The sequence below is a fragment of the Pseudomonas sp. AC255 genome, assembly GCF_979258175.1.
This window is the reverse complement of record NZ_OZ409841.1, coordinates 3,196,962-3,213,599: the sequence shown is the minus strand read 5'-3', so window position 1 is coordinate 3,213,599 and position 16,638 is coordinate 3,196,962. Positions and strand designations below refer to the sequence as shown.

Genomic DNA, 16,638 nt, shown 5'->3' with positions numbered 1-16,638 from the left:
TCATAAGGGCACCGGCGAAGGCGCCTCCCGCCAAGGCGTGAGGCACTGGATACAGGGCGTAAATTCGGTGTTTTTGCTGCCCTTGTCAGAGCAATCTACCGCCGCCGAGGCCGTCGAGTCCGCCACCGTGGCCGGGGCTGTTCATGGTTTGCTGCGATACCTCGAGTAACGGTTTCACAGATGTTCGTTCGAACCCTGCCCTATGGGTAGAGCCGGGTTGAGGCTGATTTTGCAGTGTGCTTTGGTGATCTTTCGACATTGGGGCTTCATCCTTGAAGTAGTCCCGATATGGCTTATCGGGGCGAAAAAACCTACCGTGCATCGCAGCTCAGGTCCATTGAGCAAGCGTTTCGAATCATGAATGCCAGCATGAAAAAAGGCCCCGCCAATTCTCATTGGCGGGGCCTTTTTTGCTTCAAGCGTTGGCCTTACTCAGCCTTCGCCTCCGGTGTTTTTTCACCATGGGACAAACTGTAAACATACGCCGCCAGCAGGTGCACCTTGTCATTGCCCTGCAGTTGTTCCTGCGCAGGCATCTGGCCCTGACGACCGTAACGGATGGTCTGCTGCAGTTGCGCGAAGCTCGAGCCGTAGATGAATGCGCCCGGATGGGTCAGGTCAGGCGCACCCATGGCCGGCGTGCCTTTGCCGGCAGGGCCGTGGCAAGCCACGCAGTTGGCGGCGAAGAGTTTCTGGCCGTTGGCCGGGTCGGCCTTGGTGCCTTCCGGCAATTTACGGCCGTCGAGATTGGTCACCACGTAAGCAGCCACATCGGCCACGCCTTGCTCACCGATCACTTCCGCCCACGCCGGCATCACCGCGTGGCGGCCGCCCATGATGGTGGTCTTGATGGTTTCCGGCTCACCGCCCCAGCGCCAGTCGGCGTCGGTCAGGTTGGGGAAGCCATAGGCGCCCTTGGCGTCGGAACCGTGGCACACCGAGCAGTTGGACGCGAATAGACGGCCGCCCATTTTCAGTGCTTGCGGATCCTTGGCAACTTCTTCGATCGGCATCGCCGCGAACTTGGCGAAGATCGGACCGAAGCGCGCGTCCGAGCGGGCCATTTCCTTTTCCCACTCGTGGACGCCGGTCCAGCCAGTCTGGCCGTTGGCGAACGCGGTCTGTTTCTCGGTATCCAGATAGTTGTAGCCCGGCAGCAGACCTTTCCAGTTGCCCAGACCCGGGTACAGCACCAGATAATCCAGGGCAAAAATGATGGTGCCGACGAACAGCATGAACCACCATTTCGGCAGCGGGTTGTCGTACTCCTCGATCCCGTCGAAGGAGTGGCCGACCGTCTCGTCCGTCTGTTCGCTGCGCTGGCCCTTGCGGGTCGACAGCAGCAGCCAGGTCAGGGCGAAGATCGTACCGAGACTGAGGACTGTGACGTACAGACTCCAGAATGTAGTCATTCTTTGTTACTCCTAGAAGCTTGCTCGACGTGCTTGATGGCTTCGGGATCATCCGCAAAAGGCAGCATGGTCGCGTCGTCAAACTCCGACTTGCGCTTGGGGCTGAACACCCACAAGGCCAGACCGATGAAGGCCACCATCACGACAACGGTGCCCAGGCCTCGAATCATCCCGATATCCATCAGATTCACCGTTTGCTTTTGATGATGGTGCCCAGGCCTTGCAGATAGGCCACCAGCGCGTCCATTTCGGTTTTGCCCTTCACGGCATCCTGTGCACCGGCGATGTCTTCGTCGGTGTACGGCACGCCGAGGGTGCGCAAGACTTCCATTTTTTTCGCGGTTTCCTTGCCGTCGAGCTTGTTTTCCACGAGGAACGGGTAAGCCGGCATTTTCGACTCGGGGACCACATTGCGCGGGTTGTACAAGTGCGCACGCTGCCAGTCATCGGAGTAACGACCGCCCACACGGGCCAGGTCCGGACCGGTACGTTTGGAACCCCACAGGAACGGGTGGTCCCAGACGCTTTCACCGGCGACCGAATAGTGGCCATAGCGTTCGGTTTCAGCGCGGAACGGGCGGATCATCTGCGAGTGGCAGCCGACACAACCGTTGGCGATGTAGACGTCGCGGCCTTCCAGTTCCAGCGCCGAACGTGGCTTCATGCCCTCGACCGGCTTGTTGGTGACGTCCTGGAAGAACAGCGGAACGATTTGGGTCAGGCCACCGACGCTGACGGCGATGACCATGAAGAAGGCCAGCAGGCCAATATTCTTCTCGACAGCTTCATGCTTCATCAGTGAGCTCCAACGACGGCAATCTTGGCGGCGGCTTCGGCTTCAACCGGATCCGACGCACGAACGGTGCGGTACACGTTGTAAGCCATCAGCAGCATGCCGCTGGCAAAGAAAGCACCGCCCAGCGCGCGGACGATGAAGCCCGGGTGGCTGGCCTGCAGCGCTTCGACGAACGAGTAGGTGAGGGTGCCGTCATCGTTGATTGCACGCCACATCAGGCCCTGGGTGATGCCGTTGACCCACATCGAAGCGATGTAGAGCACGGTGCCGATGGTGGCGAGCCAGAAGTGCGCGTTGATCAGCCCGGTGCTGTGCATCTGCGCGCGGCCGAACAGTTTCGGGATCATGTGGTAGATCGCGCCGATCGAGATCATCGCTACCCAACCGAGGGCGCCAGCGTGGACGTGGCCGATGGTCCAGTCGGTGTAGTGCGAGAGCGAGTTGACGGTCTTGATCGCCATCATCGGCCCTTCGAAGGTCGACATGCCGTAGAACGCCAGCGATACCACGAGGAAGCGCAGGATCGGGTCGGTGCGCAATTTATGCCAGGCGCCCGACAGGGTCATCATGCCGTTGATCATGCCGCCCCAGCTTGGCGCCAGGAGGATGATCGACATCGCCATGCCCAGCGATTGCGCCCAGTCCGGCAGGGCGGTGTAGTGCAGGTGATGCGGGCCGGCCCAGATATACAGGGTGATCAGCGCCCAGAAGTGCACGATCGACAGACGATAGGAGTAGATCGGGCGTTCGGCCTGTTTCGGCACGAAGTAGTACATCATCCCGAGGAAACCGGTGGTCAGGAAGAAACCCACCGCGTTGTGGCCGTACCACCACTGGATCATCGCGTCAGTGGCGCCGGAGTAGGCCGAGTACGACTTGAACAGGCTGACCGGCAGCGACATGTGGTTGACGATGTGCAGCATCGCGGTGACCACGATGAACGCGCCGTAGAACCAGTTGCCCACATAGATGTGCTTGGTTTTGCGCTTGGTGATGGTGCCGAAGAACACCAGACCGTAAGTGACCCAGACAATCGCCAGCAGAATCGCGATCGGCCATTCCAGCTCGGCGTATTCCTTGGTGGTGGTGTAACCCAGCGGCAAGGTAATGATTGCGCCGACGATGACCGCTTGCCAGCCCCAGAAGGTAAAGGCCGCGAGGCTGTCGGAAATCAGTCGCGTCTGGCAGGTTCGCTGCACGACATAGTAGGAAGTGGCAAACAGTGCACAACCGCCGAAGGCGAAAATCACCAGGTTTGTGTGCAACGGGCGCAAGCGTCCAAAGCTCGTCCACGGCAGACCGAAGTTCAGTTCCGGCCAGACCAGTTGCGAGGCGATGAAGACACCGAGCCCCATGCCAAGGATCCCCCAGACCACCGTCATGATGGCGAACTGGCGGACTACCTTATAGTTATAAGCAGTCGGACTGATTGCTGTGCTCATTCTAAGGTTCCACGGTTTGGGTATTTTTATAGGGATAAAATCGGCCGCAAGTATGTATAAAGCAGGGGGTCATTGCAACGCGCCATGACCTGGGTCAATGCTTTCCAACGCTGATTCTGCGGCCTTTCCATGCGCCGCGTAGGGTCAAAAATGGCCTCTGACAAAATGTCGCAGTGCGCGTAAAAAGCTCGCAATCCGGATCGCCGTCAACGGTGCCCGTTCACAGGTCGTGATCGGGAAATTGCGGGCAATCGGCGCAACAGCCGTTATCTACCTGCGTTTGCGGCGAATCCATCAACCGGATCACGGCGCGCATCGTTCGGGATTGATCTGGAAACCGACTTCAGCCGGTCCGCTTCGATGAAGCGTAGACCCGAATCCGGGGTTCCGAAAGGAGGGGATCCAAGGGGTGCGACAATGCGTCGCAAAGGGGCGGGAAACTGCCGCAGCGAGAAAGCTGCGGCAGTGGTGTGCGCAATTACTGTTTCTTGGTGTCTTCAGTTATCAGTTTTTCTGTGTTCAATCCGTGGCTCAGGCTGTACACATAAGCGGCTAGCAATTGCACTTTATCGTTGCCCAGCAATTCGTTCTGCGCTGGCATATGCCCCTGACGACCATGGCGAATGGTCTGCTCCAGTTGGGTCAGGCTGGTGCCATAAATGAAGCCGGCCGGGTGGGTAAGATTCGGTGCGCCCATGGCAGGGGTGCCTTGGCCAGTTGCGCCGTGGCAAGCCACGCACGTGGTGCTGAACGCCTGCTGTCCGGCTTGCAGGTCTGCCTTGCTGTCGGCGGGTAGCGGCAGGCCGGCGAGTTCGTGGCGCACGTAGGCGGCAACGTTTTTCACCCCGGCCTCACCGAGCACTTCGCCCCAGGCCGGCATGGCCGCCATGCGGCCGCCCATGATGGTGGTCTTGATCGTCTCGGCATCGCCGCCCCAGCGCCAGTCGCTGTCGGCGAGGTTAGGGAAGCCGAACGCGCCCTTGGCATCCGAGCCGTGGCACACCGAGCAATTGGAGGCGAACAGACGACCACCCATTTTCAGCGCCTGCGGATCCTTGGCCACTTCTTCCAGCGGCATCGCCGCGAATTTGGCGAAGATCGGCCCGAACCGGGCGTCCGCCTTGTTCATTTCCTTTTCCCATTCGTGCACGCCGGTCCAGCCATCCTCATAGCCGGGCAGGATGCCTTTCCAGTTGCCCAGGCCCGGATAGAGAATCAGATAACCCACCGAGAACACCAACGTGCCGGCGAACAGCATGAACCACCACTGCGGCAGCGGGTTGTCGTACTCCTCGATGCCGTCGAAGCTGTGGCCCATTGTCTGGTCGACGCTGCCCTTGGTCTCGCCCCGGCGGGTGCCGATCAGCAGCCAGGTCAGGCCGATCAGGCTGCCAATGGTCAGTACGCAGATCCACGTACTCCAGAAGGTGGTCATGGCCGGGTACTCCTTGTTTCAGGGGCTGAAATTGTTTCGGGTAGTGGTTCGTCGGCGAACGGCAGCAGGCGTGCTTCGGCGAATTCCGGGGTGCGCTTGCGGTTGAACACCCACAAGGTCAGGCCGACGAACGCGACGAACACCACGACCGTGCCGAGACCGCGAATCAGGCCTGCACTCATTTCAATGACCATGACTCACCTCTTGCTCTTGATTGCAGTGCCGAGCACTTGCAGGTAGGAAACGAGGGCGTCCATTTCAGTCTTGCCCTTGAGGCTGGCGACCGCGCCGCTGATGTCGTCATCGGTATACGGCACGCCGAGGGTACGCATGGTTTTCAGCTTGGTTTCGGTGTGGCTGCTGTCGACCGCTTGCGTGACCAGCCACGGGTAGGCTGGCATCTTCGACTCCGGCACGACGTTACGCGGGTTGTACAAGTGCGCGCGGTGCCAGTCATCCGAGTAACGCGCGCCGACCCGGGCGAGGTCCGGACCGGTACGTTTCGAGCCCCACAGGAACGGGTGATCCCAAACGCTTTCGCCCGCAACCGAGTAGTGCCCGTAGCGTTCGGTTTCGGCGCGGAACGGACGGATCATCTGCGAGTGGCAACCGACGCAGCCTTCGCGGATGTAGATATCGCGACCTTCCAGTTGCAGCGCGGTGTATGGCTTCATGCCCTCCACCGGTTTGTTGGTGACGTCCTGGAAGAACAGCGGGACGATCTGGGTCAGGCCGCCGATGCTCACGGCGAACACCATCAGCAGCATCAGCAGGCCGACGTTCTTTTCAATCGTTTCGTGTTTCATGGCGGACTCCTCAGGCCATCTGCGCGGCAGCGACGACGTCGGCAGGCTGCGAGGCCCGCACGGTGCGCCAGGTGTTGTAAGCCATCAGCAACATGCCGCTGAGGAAAATCGCCCCGCCGATCAGTCGCACGACAAAGCCCGGATGGCTGGCCACCAAGGTTTCGACGAAGGAATACGTCAGCGTGCCGTCCTCGTTGACTGCGCGCCACATCAGGCCCTGGGCGATGCCGTTGACCCACATCGAGGCGATGTAGAGCACGGTGCCAATGGTCGCCAGCCAGAAGTGCGCATTGATCAAACCGACGCTGTGCATCTGCGCCTTGCCGAAGATTTTCGGGATCATGTGGTACAGCGCGCCGATCGAGATCATCGCTACCCAGCCGAGGGCGCCGGCGTGAACGTGGCCGATGGTCCAGTCGGTGTAGTGGGAGAGGGCGTTGACAGTCTTGATGGCCATCATCGGCCCTTCGAAGGTCGACATGCCGTAGAACGCCAGCGACACCACGAGGAAGCGCAGGATCGGGTCGCTGCGCAACTTATGCCAGGCGCCGGAGAGGGTCATCATGCCGTTGATCATGCCGCCCCAGCTCGGTGCCAGCAGGATCAGCGACATCACCATGCCCAGTGACTGTGCCCAGTCCGGCAGCGCGGTGTAGTGCAAGTGGTGCGGGCCGGCCCAGATGTACAGGGTGATCAAGGCCCAGAAGTGCACGATCGACAGGCGATACGAGTACACCGGACGCTCGGCCTGTTTCGGCACGAAGTAATACATCATGCCGAGGAAACCGGCGGTGAGGAAAAAGCCCACAGCGTTGTGGCCGTACCACCACTGCACCATGGCGTCGGTTGCACCTGCGTACACCGAGTAGGACTTGGTGAAACTCACCGGCAACTCAAGGTTGTTGACGATGTGCAGGATCGCCACGGTGATGATGAACGCGCCGAAGAACCAGTTGCCCACATAGATGTGCTTGGTCTTGCGCTGCATGATCGTGCCGAAGAACACGATCGCGTAGGCGACCCAGACGATGGTGATCAGGATGTCGATCGGCCATTCCAGTTCGGCGTATTCCTTGGAGCTGGTGTAACCCAGCGGCAGGCTGATCGCCGCCAGCAGGATCACCAGTTGCCAGCCCCAGAAGCAGAACGCGGCGATTTGCGGCGCGAACAATTGCGTCTGGCAGGTGCGTTGCACCGAATAGAAAGAGCTGGCGAACAGCGCGCAGCCACCGAAGGCGAAGATCACCGCGTTGGTGTGCAGCGGGCGCAGACGGCCGAAACTGGTCCAGGGCAAATTGAAGTTGAGTTCCGGCCAGACCAATTGCGCCGCGAGAAAAACCCCGAGGCCCATGCCGACGATGCCCCACACCACCGTCATAATGGCGAATTGGCGGACCACCTTGTAGTTGTAGGCGGTACTGATAGAAGTGTTCATGGTTCCCCATCCACGGTTCAGCCGAAGTGAGCGCGCGCAAACGACGCGAATCCTTCGCCTGGAGTTATAGGCAGACTAAAAGCGAGGCAAGCATGGACAAACAGCACAAGGCCAGTATTGACGGGGATCAATGGGCGCAGTGTGTGCTCGATCATGGGTGGCTTTGGGATGCCGCTGTTGGTGAGGCTTCGGCAACGCTGATTCTGGCGCACGGGGCGGGGGCGCCGATGGATAGCGACTGGATGAACGACATGGCTGGGCGCCTTGCCGGGCTTGGGGTCAACGTGTTGCGCTTTGAGTTTCCGTATATGGCGCAGCGGCGGGTGGATGGGGTTAAGCGGCCGCCGAATCCTGCGCCGAAACTGTTGGATTGCTGGCGGGAGGTGTTTGCGCTTGTGCGGCGTCATGTCGCTGGGCCGTTGGCGATTGGCGGCAAGTCCATGGGTGGGCGGATGGCGAGTCTGGTGGCGGATGAGTTGGGGGTGGATGCGTTGGTGTGTCTGGGATATCCGTTTTATGCGGTGGGGAAGCCGGAGAAGCCTCGGGTTGAGCATTTGGCTTCGTTGCGCACGCGGGCGTTGATTGTGCAGGGGGAGCGGGATGCACTGGGGAATCGCGAGGCGGTTGAGGGGTATTCGTTAGCGCCGGGGATTGAGGTGTTTTGGTTGGTGGCGGGGGATCATGATTTGAAGCCGTTGAAGGTTTCTGGGTTTACGCATTCCGATCATTTGGCGGGTGCTGCGCAGAAGGTGGCTGAATTTCTCGGTGACTGATTTTGAGCCGGGCCGGGATTTTGCGTTGCATGAAGACCTGCTCCCTTTCCCCTCGCCCCCTTGGGGGAGAGGGTTGGGGTGAGGGGGCTAGCTTTTGATCTTGCTTTTGGGGGCATATCCGTTGCTTCGGGAGCTGCGGCTGGCGGTTTCGCCTGACGGCGACTTACTTTTTACAAGCGCCTAAAAAAGTAAGCAAAAAACGCTAGCTCCTGCGTTCGGCCCTCGCAGGCTCGGGTCCCTTCGCTCCGGGACTGATCCGGGCGCAGCGGCTCCGGTTTGCTTCGCTGCACCTCCTTCCGCTGTGTCTGGCTGCGCCAGACGGTCGCTGCGCTCCCACGCCCGGATCAATCCCTCCACTCAGCCTTCCGACGTCGCCGGTGGATCAAGATCAAGAGCACTCGAGCTTGCGCTCATTGTTGAGTGGGGCGGCTTCGCCGCGGGCAGCCGCGCTGCCTTGCTTTTCTGTGGGAGCGAGCCTGCTCGCGAAGGCGGTCTGACAGCCGACCTGATTCTTCCTGATGTACACCGCGCTCCTTGTAGGAGTGAGCCTGCTCGCGATGGCGGTCTCCCAGTCGACCAATCTCTACCGTTTGGACCAAATCCCTGTGGGAGCTGGCTTGCCAGCGATGGCGGCCTCCAAGCCGACCAATCCCCCACTGATGTACCCGATCCAAATATGGGAGCGAGCCTGCTCGCGATGGCGGTCTCCCAGTCGACCAATCTCTACCGTTTGGACCAAATCCCTGTGGGAGCTGGCTTGCCAGCGATGGCAGCCTCCAAGCCAACCAATCCCTCACTGATGTACCCGATCCAAATGTGGGAGCGAGCCTGCTCGCGAAGGCGGCCTGACAGCCGACCTGATTCTTCCTGATGTACACCGCGCTCCTTGTAGAAGTGAGCCTGCTCGCGATGGCGGTCTCCCAGTCGACCAATCTCTACCGTTTGGACCAAATCCCTGTGGGAGCTGGCTTGCCAGCGATGGCGGCCTCCAAGCCGACCAATACCTCACTGATGTACCCGATCCAAATGTGGGAGCGAGCCTGCTCGCGATGGCGGTCTCCCAGTCGACCAATCTCTACCGTTTGGACCAAATCCCTGTGGGAGCTGGCTTGCCAGCGATGGCAGCCTCCAAGCCGACCAATCCCCCACTGATATACCCGATCCAAATGTGGGAGCGAGCCTGCTCGCGAAGGCGGCCTGACAGCCGACCTGATTCTTCCTGATGTACACCGCGCTCCTTGTAGAAGTGAGCCAGCTCGCGATGGCGGTCTCCCAGTCGACCAATCTCTACCGTTTGGACCAAATCCCTGTGGGAGCTGGCTTGCCAGCGATGGCAGCCTCCAAGCCGACCAATCCCTCACTGATGTACCCGATCCAAATGTGGGAGCGAGCCTGCTCGCGAAAGCTCCCTTCCAGACGACATCAAACCTCCTGCCTGTCAGAGGCAATCTCTGAACTTAAACATCATCAAATACCAGTGTTTAAACTACACGACCCGTTACGCCATCCCGGCTACAACTCCTTGCGCCATTGCCTACGCCTACGCCAGAATCCGCCGGCTTACGCGTCTAGGCGGCGGGCTATATCGTTTGTCTGTCACTGAAAAACAGTGATGGGGTTTGGTAGCCCGCGTCGAAACCGTTGTATAGCGTCACCGTATGCAGTCCCGTTTCGGGGCTCGGCTTTTATGGTGGGCATGCGTGGGGCTCCTTTGTGAGCGCCGGGTTTCCTGTTTCGACCGGTCTACCAACCTGCGTATGACCACCACCTTTCGTTTGGTAGCGAGGGTGTTGGCTCCCAATATTCGAAACCGGAGTACGCCCATGTTCAAAGTCACCCCAAACCCGCCCCCCCAAGACCGCGCTCTCGATCCGCAAAAAATCCAGGAAGCCACCGACCGCGCCCTCGATTACTACCTCAAACCCGAAGATCTGGCCGCTCCACCAAGCTCTCCAAAATATCGCCCGATCTATGTCGTGGACCCCACGCTGGATGACGAAACCCTGTTGATCGAGGCCTGCGAGTCGCTTTCATACGCGCATGCCATGGCCGGTAACATCGCCAACTCGATAGGCGGCCCGGAACGCAAACCACTGCTGGCGCTGCAACAGGTAATCATGCTCAACGAACTGTTGGTCAATCGACTGCTGGATAAGCTGAAGTTGCCTCAATAATTTCGCTGGCTGTTATGGCCTCTTCGCGAGCAGGCTCGCTCCCACAGGGGATTGGTGTCTGGCACCTAGTCTGTGATCAGCGCAGATCCAATGTTGGAGTGAGCCTGCTCGCGAAGCGCCATACGGCTGAAAGGGCGGGGATGCAATCTGATCGAAACGTTGTCGCGAAAAATCACAAATCATCCCTAAGCAAGTTGAAAGTACCTATAGGCTGCGTTCGGTATCCATGGCTTTTGAACTTTGCTTCAAATGTACCTTTAGCAATCCCCTTAGTGGGATGGATGTCGATAGTGACCGTGGCTTCATCAGCATCAACATAAGTAAATCCATAAAACCCAGAGGGTCCAGGTGACGAGTGGCCGTGCTGGAATGTCAGCCCGTCTTCTAGCGTACAGGTTTTATGGAACGGGGCGTCACTGGTATAGGGGATCGAGAAAGAGTAGAGAAAGATGTTCTTCTCCTCCAGCGTTCCTGTAGATCCTGAGATTGACCAGCTCTTTTCGCCCGTCGGAATAAAATGACGTAGCTCAAAAGAAATTATAGTGGCCGTTGTTTCAGGGTTGGTGCCGAATTGCCAAGTGAAAACATTAGACTGTTTTGCAATGGCACCTGGTTTTGGGATGAGGATGCTATGTTTGCTCATTTTTTAGCTCCTTGGTCATATCGTGATAATGAAAACCATCTGTTCAACGATTTATAGATATGCCCCTGAAACTTGAATGTCTACTGTAAGACCTGACAGTAGACATACGCTGTATTCTGTGGATTTTCGCCAGGATTTCCGAATGTGCAGCGCAAAACTTTCTGATGAAGTTCAATATTAGATGTCTCGGTTTGGCAGGCGGCGCAATGCAAGACTGAACTACTCAAGCGCAGTCTCAACCTACTCAAATCCTATTGAGTAGTTCATTGACACAACAAAAAACCCGGAAAGCTCACGCCATCCGGGTTTTTTCATTCCAGCCTTCCAATCAGCGGTTAAACCGCGCCACCAACGAATACTGCGTGTTGGCGGTCTTCGTCAGTTCTTCACTGAGCAACGCCGAGTTGTGCGCTTGTTCCGAGGTTTGATCGGCCAGTTCCGAAATATTGCTGATGTTGCGGCTGATCTCTTCAGCCACGGCACTTTGCTCTTCGGTCGCGGCGGCGATCTGGGTGGTCATGTCGGTGATATTGGCCACTGCTTCGCTGATGCCGACCAGTGCCTGATCCGCTTCCAGAACCCGGGCCACGCCTTCTTCGGCCTGGCGATGCCCGGCTTCCATGGTTTGCACGGCGCTGGAGGCAGTCTGTTGCAACTTGGCGATCAGGGCATGGATCTGCCCGGTGGATTCGCTGGTGCGTTGCGCCAGTTGGCGGACTTCGTCAGCCACGACCGCAAAACCACGGCCCATTTCACCGGCACGCGCCGCTTCAATCGCAGCGTTGAGGGCGAGCAGGTTGGTCTGGTCGGCGATGCCTTTGATCACGTCGACCACGCCACCGATTTCGTCGCTGTCCTTGGCCAGTTGCGTCACGGTCAGGCCAGTTTCGCCGACGACTACCGACAGGCGCTGAATCGCTTCGCGGGTTTCCCCGGCAATGTCGCGGCCACGGCCGGTCAGGCGGTTGGCTTCCTGGGTGGCGTCAGCGGTGCGCTGTACGTGGCTGGCGACTTCCTGGGTGGTGGCGGCCATCTGGTTGACGGCGGTGGCGACCTGTTCGGTTTCCACGCGCTGGCGTTCCAGGCCGGTGGAGCTGTTGTGCGCCAGGGCGTCGGACTGCTTGGCCTGTTCGGTCAAGTGCTCGGCGGTGTCCTGCAGGCGGGTCAGGCAGGTTTTCAGGCGCGCTTCCTGGCTGAGGATCGACATTTCCAGGCGCGCCTGGGCGCCACGGCTATCGGTGTACATCTGCGCGATCAGCGGGTCGGATGTGGTCTGTTCGGCCAAGCGCAGCAGGCGCTTGAGCCCGCGTTGCTGCCATTGCAGGCCCATCAGGCCCAGCGGCACCGACAAACCGGCGGCGAGGGCGAAGCCCCACTGCGAGTTCAGCGTCGCGCCAATCATGAAGCTCAGCTGGCTGACCAGAATGAACGGCAGCCAGTCCTGCAGGAGCGGCAGCCATTTGTCCGTCGAAGGAATCGCCGACTTGCCCTGGTTGATGCGTTGGTAGAGCGCTTCGGCGCGGCGGATCTGTTCGGCGGTGGGCTTGACGCGCACGGACTCGTAACCGATCACCTGGCTGCCATCGAACACCGGTGTGACATAGGCGTTAACCCAATAGTGGTCACCGGATTTGCAGCGATTCTTGACGATGCCCATCCATGGCAAGCCTTGTTTCAGTGTGCCCCACATGTGCGAGAACACCGCCGACGGCACGTCAGGGTGACGGACCAGATTGTGCGGCGCCCGGATCAGTTCCTCCCGCGAAAACCCGCTGATCTCGACAAAGTCGTCGTTGCAGTAGGTGATCACGCCCTTGGCATCGGTGGTGGAAATCAACCGTTGCTGAGCTGGAAAGGTCCGCTCGCGTTGTGTAATGGGCTGGTTGTTACGCATGGTTTTTCAATCCGCAAGGCTTTGAAAGGTTGTCGGCGCTGACAGGTTTTTATTGAAGTTTTTTTCAGATTTAAGTACGGCGTCGCAGAACCGCGCTTGCGTCAACTGGCCAGCATCGGATAGGTGAACAGGCCGAAGTGCAAAAGATTCAGGCCGAAATGGGTGGCGATCGCCGCGCCCAGTCCGCCGAAACGGTAGGCCAGACCATAGCCGACCCCGGCCAGTCCCGCCAGCAACACCCAGGTCCAGCCAGCGCCGACATGCACCAGACCGAACAATAGCGATGCCGACAGCAGTGCGAGGTTGTCGCCGTAGGGCAGGTGCTTGAGGCGACGGCTCAGCCCGCCCTGTATATAGCCGCGAAACAGCGCTTCCTCGACCAGCGTCACCAGCAGCAGATTGTTCAGCACCCACAGCCAGGCCTGATCCGGCCATTTCGGTGCCCAGGCGATCACGCCAAGTAAAAGCGCGCCGCCGAGGGCGAGAATCGCGCACAGCGTCAGGGCGAGGGCGGTGGCATAGACCGTCAGGCGCAACGATCGCCGCGCGACGATCCACGGACAAACCAGCAGCAACCAGAAGCCCACCAGCGGTTTGTCGAGATTGAAGTACATCGCGAACGGCACCGCGTTGTCAGTGAAACGTTGCGGATTGATCACGCGGCCGTTGGCGAAGCCCGGCAGCCAGTGCAGCGCCAGTGCCACGGCCAGAACGATGAACAGGCCATGGCCGAGCCAACGCGCGACCGGCACTTGTTGCTGGCGCACGGCGAATGCGGCGAACAGCAAAAGCCCCACGGAGATCAATGCGAGCCAACCGAGCTGGCCGTAGCTCAGGGCCAATCCGTAACCGAGGCCGAGCAACGCGAGGTAGAGCCAGGGCAGCGCCTTCATCGAAAGTCCTTGTGCGAGATTTCTGGAAGGGGCTTTCTACACGGGCGAGGGAGGTGGGACAAGTGAAGGTGTGGCAGTCATGCCAGACACAAATCAAATGTGGGAGCGAGCCTGCTCGCGAAAGCGGTCTTCCAGTTGACGTCACTGGCGACTGACACTCCGCTTTCGCGAGCAGGCTCGCTCCCACAGGTTTTGCATTCGGCTGGAGATCAGCGCAGGCCCAGTTTGGCCGCGGCGCGTTCGGTAATCTCGGTGCGCAGCTTCAACGACGGCACCGCGCGCAACCGCGCTTCATCGACCACCGCACTCGGTGCCACGTCCGGGCTGCCGGCATTGAACGGCGGCGCCGGGGCATATTCCAGTTGCAACTGCACCAGTTGCGCCGTGTCGGCATCGACCAGTTCCGCCGCCAGCACCAAGGCGAAATCGATCCCGGCGGTGATTCCGCCACCGGTAAACAGATTGCCGTCGCGCACCACCCGATCCTTCACCGCAACCGCGCCCAGGGTCGGCAGCAACTCGTGATAGGCCCAGTGCGTAGTCGCGCGCTTGCCCTTCAGTAGCCCAGCAGCGCCGAGCACCAGCGAGCCGGTGCACACCGAGGTCACGTAACGTGCCTGGGCGGCCTGGCGTTTGATGAAGTCCAACGTCTGCTGATCTTCCATCAACGGCCCGACGCCGCCACCGCCGGGCACGCAGATTACGTCCAGATCCGGGCAATCCTCGAAAGTTGTAGTCGGTTTCAGCAGCAGGCCGGTGCTGGACGTCACCGGCATCAGGTCCTTCCAGATCAGGTGCACCTGCACGCCGGGCAACGAGGCGAGTACGTCGTAAGGGCCGGTCAGGTCGAGTTGCTGAACCTGCGGGAATAACAGAAAACCGATCTGCAGCGTCATCGTTCTTGCTCCGTTGAAAGAAGTGGACGACTGCACTGTAGGCGCGTAGGTTCTGGCGCATACGCCAATCACCCCACGAATTACGCCAAATGCCCAAATCCATTCACGTCCTCGCGTTCGCCAACATGCAGATTCTCGATGTTACCGGGCCATTGCAGGTGTTCGCCTCGGCCAACGATCTGGCCCGCCAGCGCGGCATGTCGGTGCCGTATGCGCCGAGCGTGATCGCCAGCGGTGGCGGGGCGGTGCTGTCATCGGCGGGGTTGGCGGTGCTCGCAGAACCGTTGCCGCAAATGCCCAGCGACACATTGATCATCGCCGGTGGCTGGGGCACTTATGCGGCATCGGAAGATCTGCAACTGGTCGACTGGGTACGCGAACATGCGCGCGGCTGCCGGCGCGTGGCTTCGGTGTGCACCGGGGCCTTTCTGCTCGCGGCCAGCGGCTGGCTCGATGGTCGCCGCGTGGTCACCCACTGGACGCGCTGCGAGCAACTGGCCGCGAAGCATCCGAATCTGCACGTGGAAGCCAATCCGATTTTCATCAACGACGGCCCGGTGTGGACGTCCGCCGGGGTCACGGCAGGTATCGATCTGGCGCTGGCCATGGTTGAAGAAGACCTCGGCCGCGACATCGCCCTCGACGTCGCCCGGCACTTGGTCGTCTTCCTGAAACGCCCGGGCGGGCAGTCGCAGTTCAGCGTGACGCTGTCGCTGCAACAACAGGGCAACCGCTTCGATGAACTGCACGCCTGGATCGCCGAGAACCTGACCTGCGACCTCGGCATCCCGACCCTCGCCGAACAGGCCGGCATGAGCGAACGCAGCTTTATCCGCCACTACCGCGCCGACACCGGCCAGACCCCGGCGCGGGCGATCGAATTGATCCGCGTCGAAACCGCCCGCCGACTGCTCAGCGATACCGGTTTGCCGGTGAAACGCATCGCCGCCAATTGCGGGTTTGGCAGCGAAGAGACGCTGCGGCGCAGTTTTTTGCGAGCGATTGGCGTGACGCCGCAGGCTTATCGGGAGCGGTTTTCGGTCAGCGTTGCAGCAGATCCAGTATTGCCTTGAGGGTTTCATGCGGCGCTTCTTCGGGAATGTTGTGGCCGACACCCGCCAGCACGCGCCGCTCATAGAAGCCGCTGAAATGTTCGGCATCTTCATCAATCAGCGAAGGCGGGCCGACGCCATCATCGCCACCGCACAGCGAAATACTCGGCACGCTGATCACCGGCTTTGTGGCCAGCGCTTCTTCCATCCACTCCAGGGCTGGATCGCCCGGGGCGTAGCCGAAGCGATGCCGATAGGAATGAATCACCACGTCGACAAAGTCAGGATTATCAAAAGCGCCAGCGGTCAGCGGGTAGCGTTCGTCCTTTCTCGCCCATGTCGGCGACCACAGCCGCCAAAGCAACTGACACAACGCCCGGCGATTCTGCTTAAGTCCTTCGACGCCACGCGGCGTGTGGAAGTAGTACTGATACCAGAGCCGATGCTCGTCTTCCGGGTCCAACGGCTGGTTCGCATGGGCGATGTCCTGCACGAGGTAGCCGTCGCCGCTGACCAGTCCGCGCACCCGCGCCGGAAACAACGCCGCGACAATACACGCTGCCCGACCGCCCCAGTCATAACCGCAAAGCGTGGCCTGTTCGATGCCCAGCGCATCCATCAGATCGAGCAGGTCCTGCGCCATCGCAGCTTGCTGGCCGGAGCGCAGGGTTTGCGCACTGTTGAACCGGGTCGGCCCGTAACCGCGCAAGTACGGCACGATGACGCGGTAGCCTCGCGCGGCCAGCGCCGGGGCGACTTCGTCGAAGGTGCGCGGGGAATAGGGGAAGCCGTGGAGCAGAATTACCGGGGCGCCGTTGTTCGGACCGTGCTGTTCGTAGGCAATGGTCAGGGTTGGGGTAAGAACGCTCTCGATCATGACGAACCACTCCGTTTGAATCGTATTCAGACACTCTGGATCTGCGAACGGAATGCGGGTCACCGCTGCGCAGGTTTCACCATGAATATGGGCCTGAGCCAGTTGTCTGG

At 60.0% G+C, this 16,638-nt stretch carries 16 protein-coding genes; 3 read left to right on the top strand and 13 right to left on the bottom strand.

Annotated elements, in window-relative coordinates:
- Window positions 1-428 precede the first annotated feature (428 nt).
- The 8 genes from ccoP (ACZZ0K_RS14570) to ccoN (ACZZ0K_RS14535) all read right to left on the bottom strand — a co-directional run bounded on the left by ccoP (ACZZ0K_RS14570) (window position 429) and on the right by ccoN (ACZZ0K_RS14535) (window position 7,326).
- Window positions 429-1,412 (bottom strand): cytochrome-c oxidase, cbb3-type subunit III, encoded by a 984-nt coding sequence (gene ccoP / locus ACZZ0K_RS14570; protein ID WP_463559157.1) that lies wholly within the window; start codon window positions 1,410-1,412, stop codon window positions 429-431.
- Window positions 1,409-1,594 carry a CcoQ/FixQ family Cbb3-type cytochrome c oxidase assembly chaperone gene (locus ACZZ0K_RS14565; RefSeq protein ID WP_016775513.1) on the bottom strand — a complete coding sequence of 62 codons (186 nt, stop codon included), beginning with the start codon at window positions 1,592-1,594 and terminating at the stop codon, window positions 1,409-1,411. The genes ccoP (ACZZ0K_RS14570) and ACZZ0K_RS14565 overlap by 4 nt, the downstream gene beginning before the upstream one ends.
- 5 nt (window positions 1,595-1,599) lie before the next feature.
- Window positions 1,600-2,208 (bottom strand): cytochrome-c oxidase, cbb3-type subunit II, encoded by a 609-nt coding sequence (ccoO, locus tag ACZZ0K_RS14560; protein ID WP_007917161.1) that lies wholly within the window; start codon window positions 2,206-2,208, stop codon window positions 1,600-1,602.
- Window positions 2,208-3,650, bottom strand: a complete 1,443-nt coding sequence (gene ccoN / locus ACZZ0K_RS14555) for a cytochrome-c oxidase, cbb3-type subunit I (protein ID WP_024012334.1) — start codon at window positions 3,648-3,650, stop codon at window positions 2,208-2,210. The genes ccoO (ACZZ0K_RS14560) and ccoN (ACZZ0K_RS14555) overlap by 1 nt, the downstream gene beginning before the upstream one ends.
- 478 nt (window positions 3,651-4,128) lie before the next feature.
- Window positions 4,129-5,085, bottom strand: coding sequence for a cytochrome-c oxidase, cbb3-type subunit III (gene ccoP / locus ACZZ0K_RS14550; RefSeq protein WP_056784245.1), 957 nt, complete (start codon window positions 5,083-5,085; stop codon window positions 4,129-4,131).
- Window positions 5,082-5,279: a cbb3-type cytochrome oxidase subunit 3 gene (locus ACZZ0K_RS14545; protein WP_016773878.1), complete on the bottom strand. Its 198-nt coding sequence runs from the start codon at window positions 5,277-5,279 to the stop codon at window positions 5,082-5,084. The genes ccoP (ACZZ0K_RS14550) and ACZZ0K_RS14545 overlap by 4 nt, the downstream gene beginning before the upstream one ends.
- Before the next feature lie 3 nt (window positions 5,280-5,282).
- Window positions 5,283-5,891 carry a cytochrome-c oxidase, cbb3-type subunit II gene (gene ccoO, locus ACZZ0K_RS14540; RefSeq protein ID WP_003223389.1) on the bottom strand — a complete coding sequence of 203 codons (609 nt, stop codon included), beginning with the start codon at window positions 5,889-5,891 and terminating at the stop codon, window positions 5,283-5,285.
- 10 nt (window positions 5,892-5,901) lie between these two features.
- Window positions 5,902-7,326 carry a cytochrome-c oxidase, cbb3-type subunit I gene (ccoN, locus tag ACZZ0K_RS14535; protein WP_024012337.1) on the bottom strand — a complete coding sequence of 475 codons (1,425 nt, stop codon included), beginning with the start codon at window positions 7,324-7,326 and terminating at the stop codon, window positions 5,902-5,904.
- Between the two features lie 92 nt (window positions 7,327-7,418).
- Between ccoN (ACZZ0K_RS14535) and ACZZ0K_RS14530 the strand changes: the two genes are divergently transcribed.
- Together ACZZ0K_RS14530 and ACZZ0K_RS14525 are read left to right on the top strand one after the other, a co-directional pair.
- Window positions 7,419-8,099, top strand: coding sequence for an alpha/beta family hydrolase (locus ACZZ0K_RS14530; RefSeq protein WP_258707853.1), 681 nt, complete (start codon window positions 7,419-7,421; stop codon window positions 8,097-8,099).
- 1,823 nt (window positions 8,100-9,922) lie between these two features.
- Window positions 9,923-10,273: a DUF6124 family protein gene (locus tag ACZZ0K_RS14525; protein WP_463559156.1), complete on the top strand. Its 351-nt coding sequence runs from the start codon at window positions 9,923-9,925 to the stop codon at window positions 10,271-10,273.
- Window positions 10,274-10,445: 172 nt separating this feature from the next.
- Here ACZZ0K_RS14525 and ACZZ0K_RS14520 read toward each other — a convergent pair whose 3' ends face one another.
- The 4 genes from ACZZ0K_RS14520 to inhA form a co-directional block, all read right to left on the bottom strand.
- Window positions 10,446-10,916 (bottom strand): hypothetical protein, encoded by a 471-nt coding sequence (locus tag ACZZ0K_RS14520; RefSeq protein WP_258707854.1) that lies wholly within the window; start codon window positions 10,914-10,916, stop codon window positions 10,446-10,448.
- A 328-nt stretch (window positions 10,917-11,244) separates the two neighbouring features.
- Window positions 11,245-12,810 carry a methyl-accepting chemotaxis protein gene (locus tag ACZZ0K_RS14515; RefSeq protein WP_056784262.1) on the bottom strand — a complete coding sequence of 522 codons (1,566 nt, stop codon included), beginning with the start codon at window positions 12,808-12,810 and terminating at the stop codon, window positions 11,245-11,247.
- 101 nt (window positions 12,811-12,911) lie between these two features.
- Window positions 12,912-13,703 (bottom strand): CPBP family intramembrane glutamic endopeptidase, encoded by a 792-nt coding sequence (locus tag ACZZ0K_RS14510; protein WP_258707855.1) that lies wholly within the window; start codon window positions 13,701-13,703, stop codon window positions 12,912-12,914.
- 209 nt (window positions 13,704-13,912) lie between these two features.
- Window positions 13,913-14,599: an isonitrile hydratase gene (inhA, locus tag ACZZ0K_RS14505; protein ID WP_258707856.1), complete on the bottom strand. Its 687-nt coding sequence runs from the start codon at window positions 14,597-14,599 to the stop codon at window positions 13,913-13,915.
- An 89-nt stretch (window positions 14,600-14,688) separates the two neighbouring features.
- Here inhA and ACZZ0K_RS14500 point away from each other — a divergent pair, with 89 nt between their 5' ends.
- Entirely contained in the window at window positions 14,689-15,672 is a 984-nt protein-coding gene (locus ACZZ0K_RS14500) for a GlxA family transcriptional regulator (RefSeq protein ID WP_258707857.1), read from the top strand.
- On the opposite strand, the gene ACZZ0K_RS14495 is transcribed toward ACZZ0K_RS14500, so the two are convergent.
- Complete coding sequence (locus ACZZ0K_RS14495; protein WP_258707858.1) at window positions 15,641-16,528, bottom strand: alpha/beta fold hydrolase; 888 nt, start codon at window positions 16,526-16,528, stop codon at window positions 15,641-15,643. The genes ACZZ0K_RS14500 and ACZZ0K_RS14495 overlap by 32 nt on opposite strands.
- Window positions 16,529-16,638 lie beyond the last annotated feature (110 nt).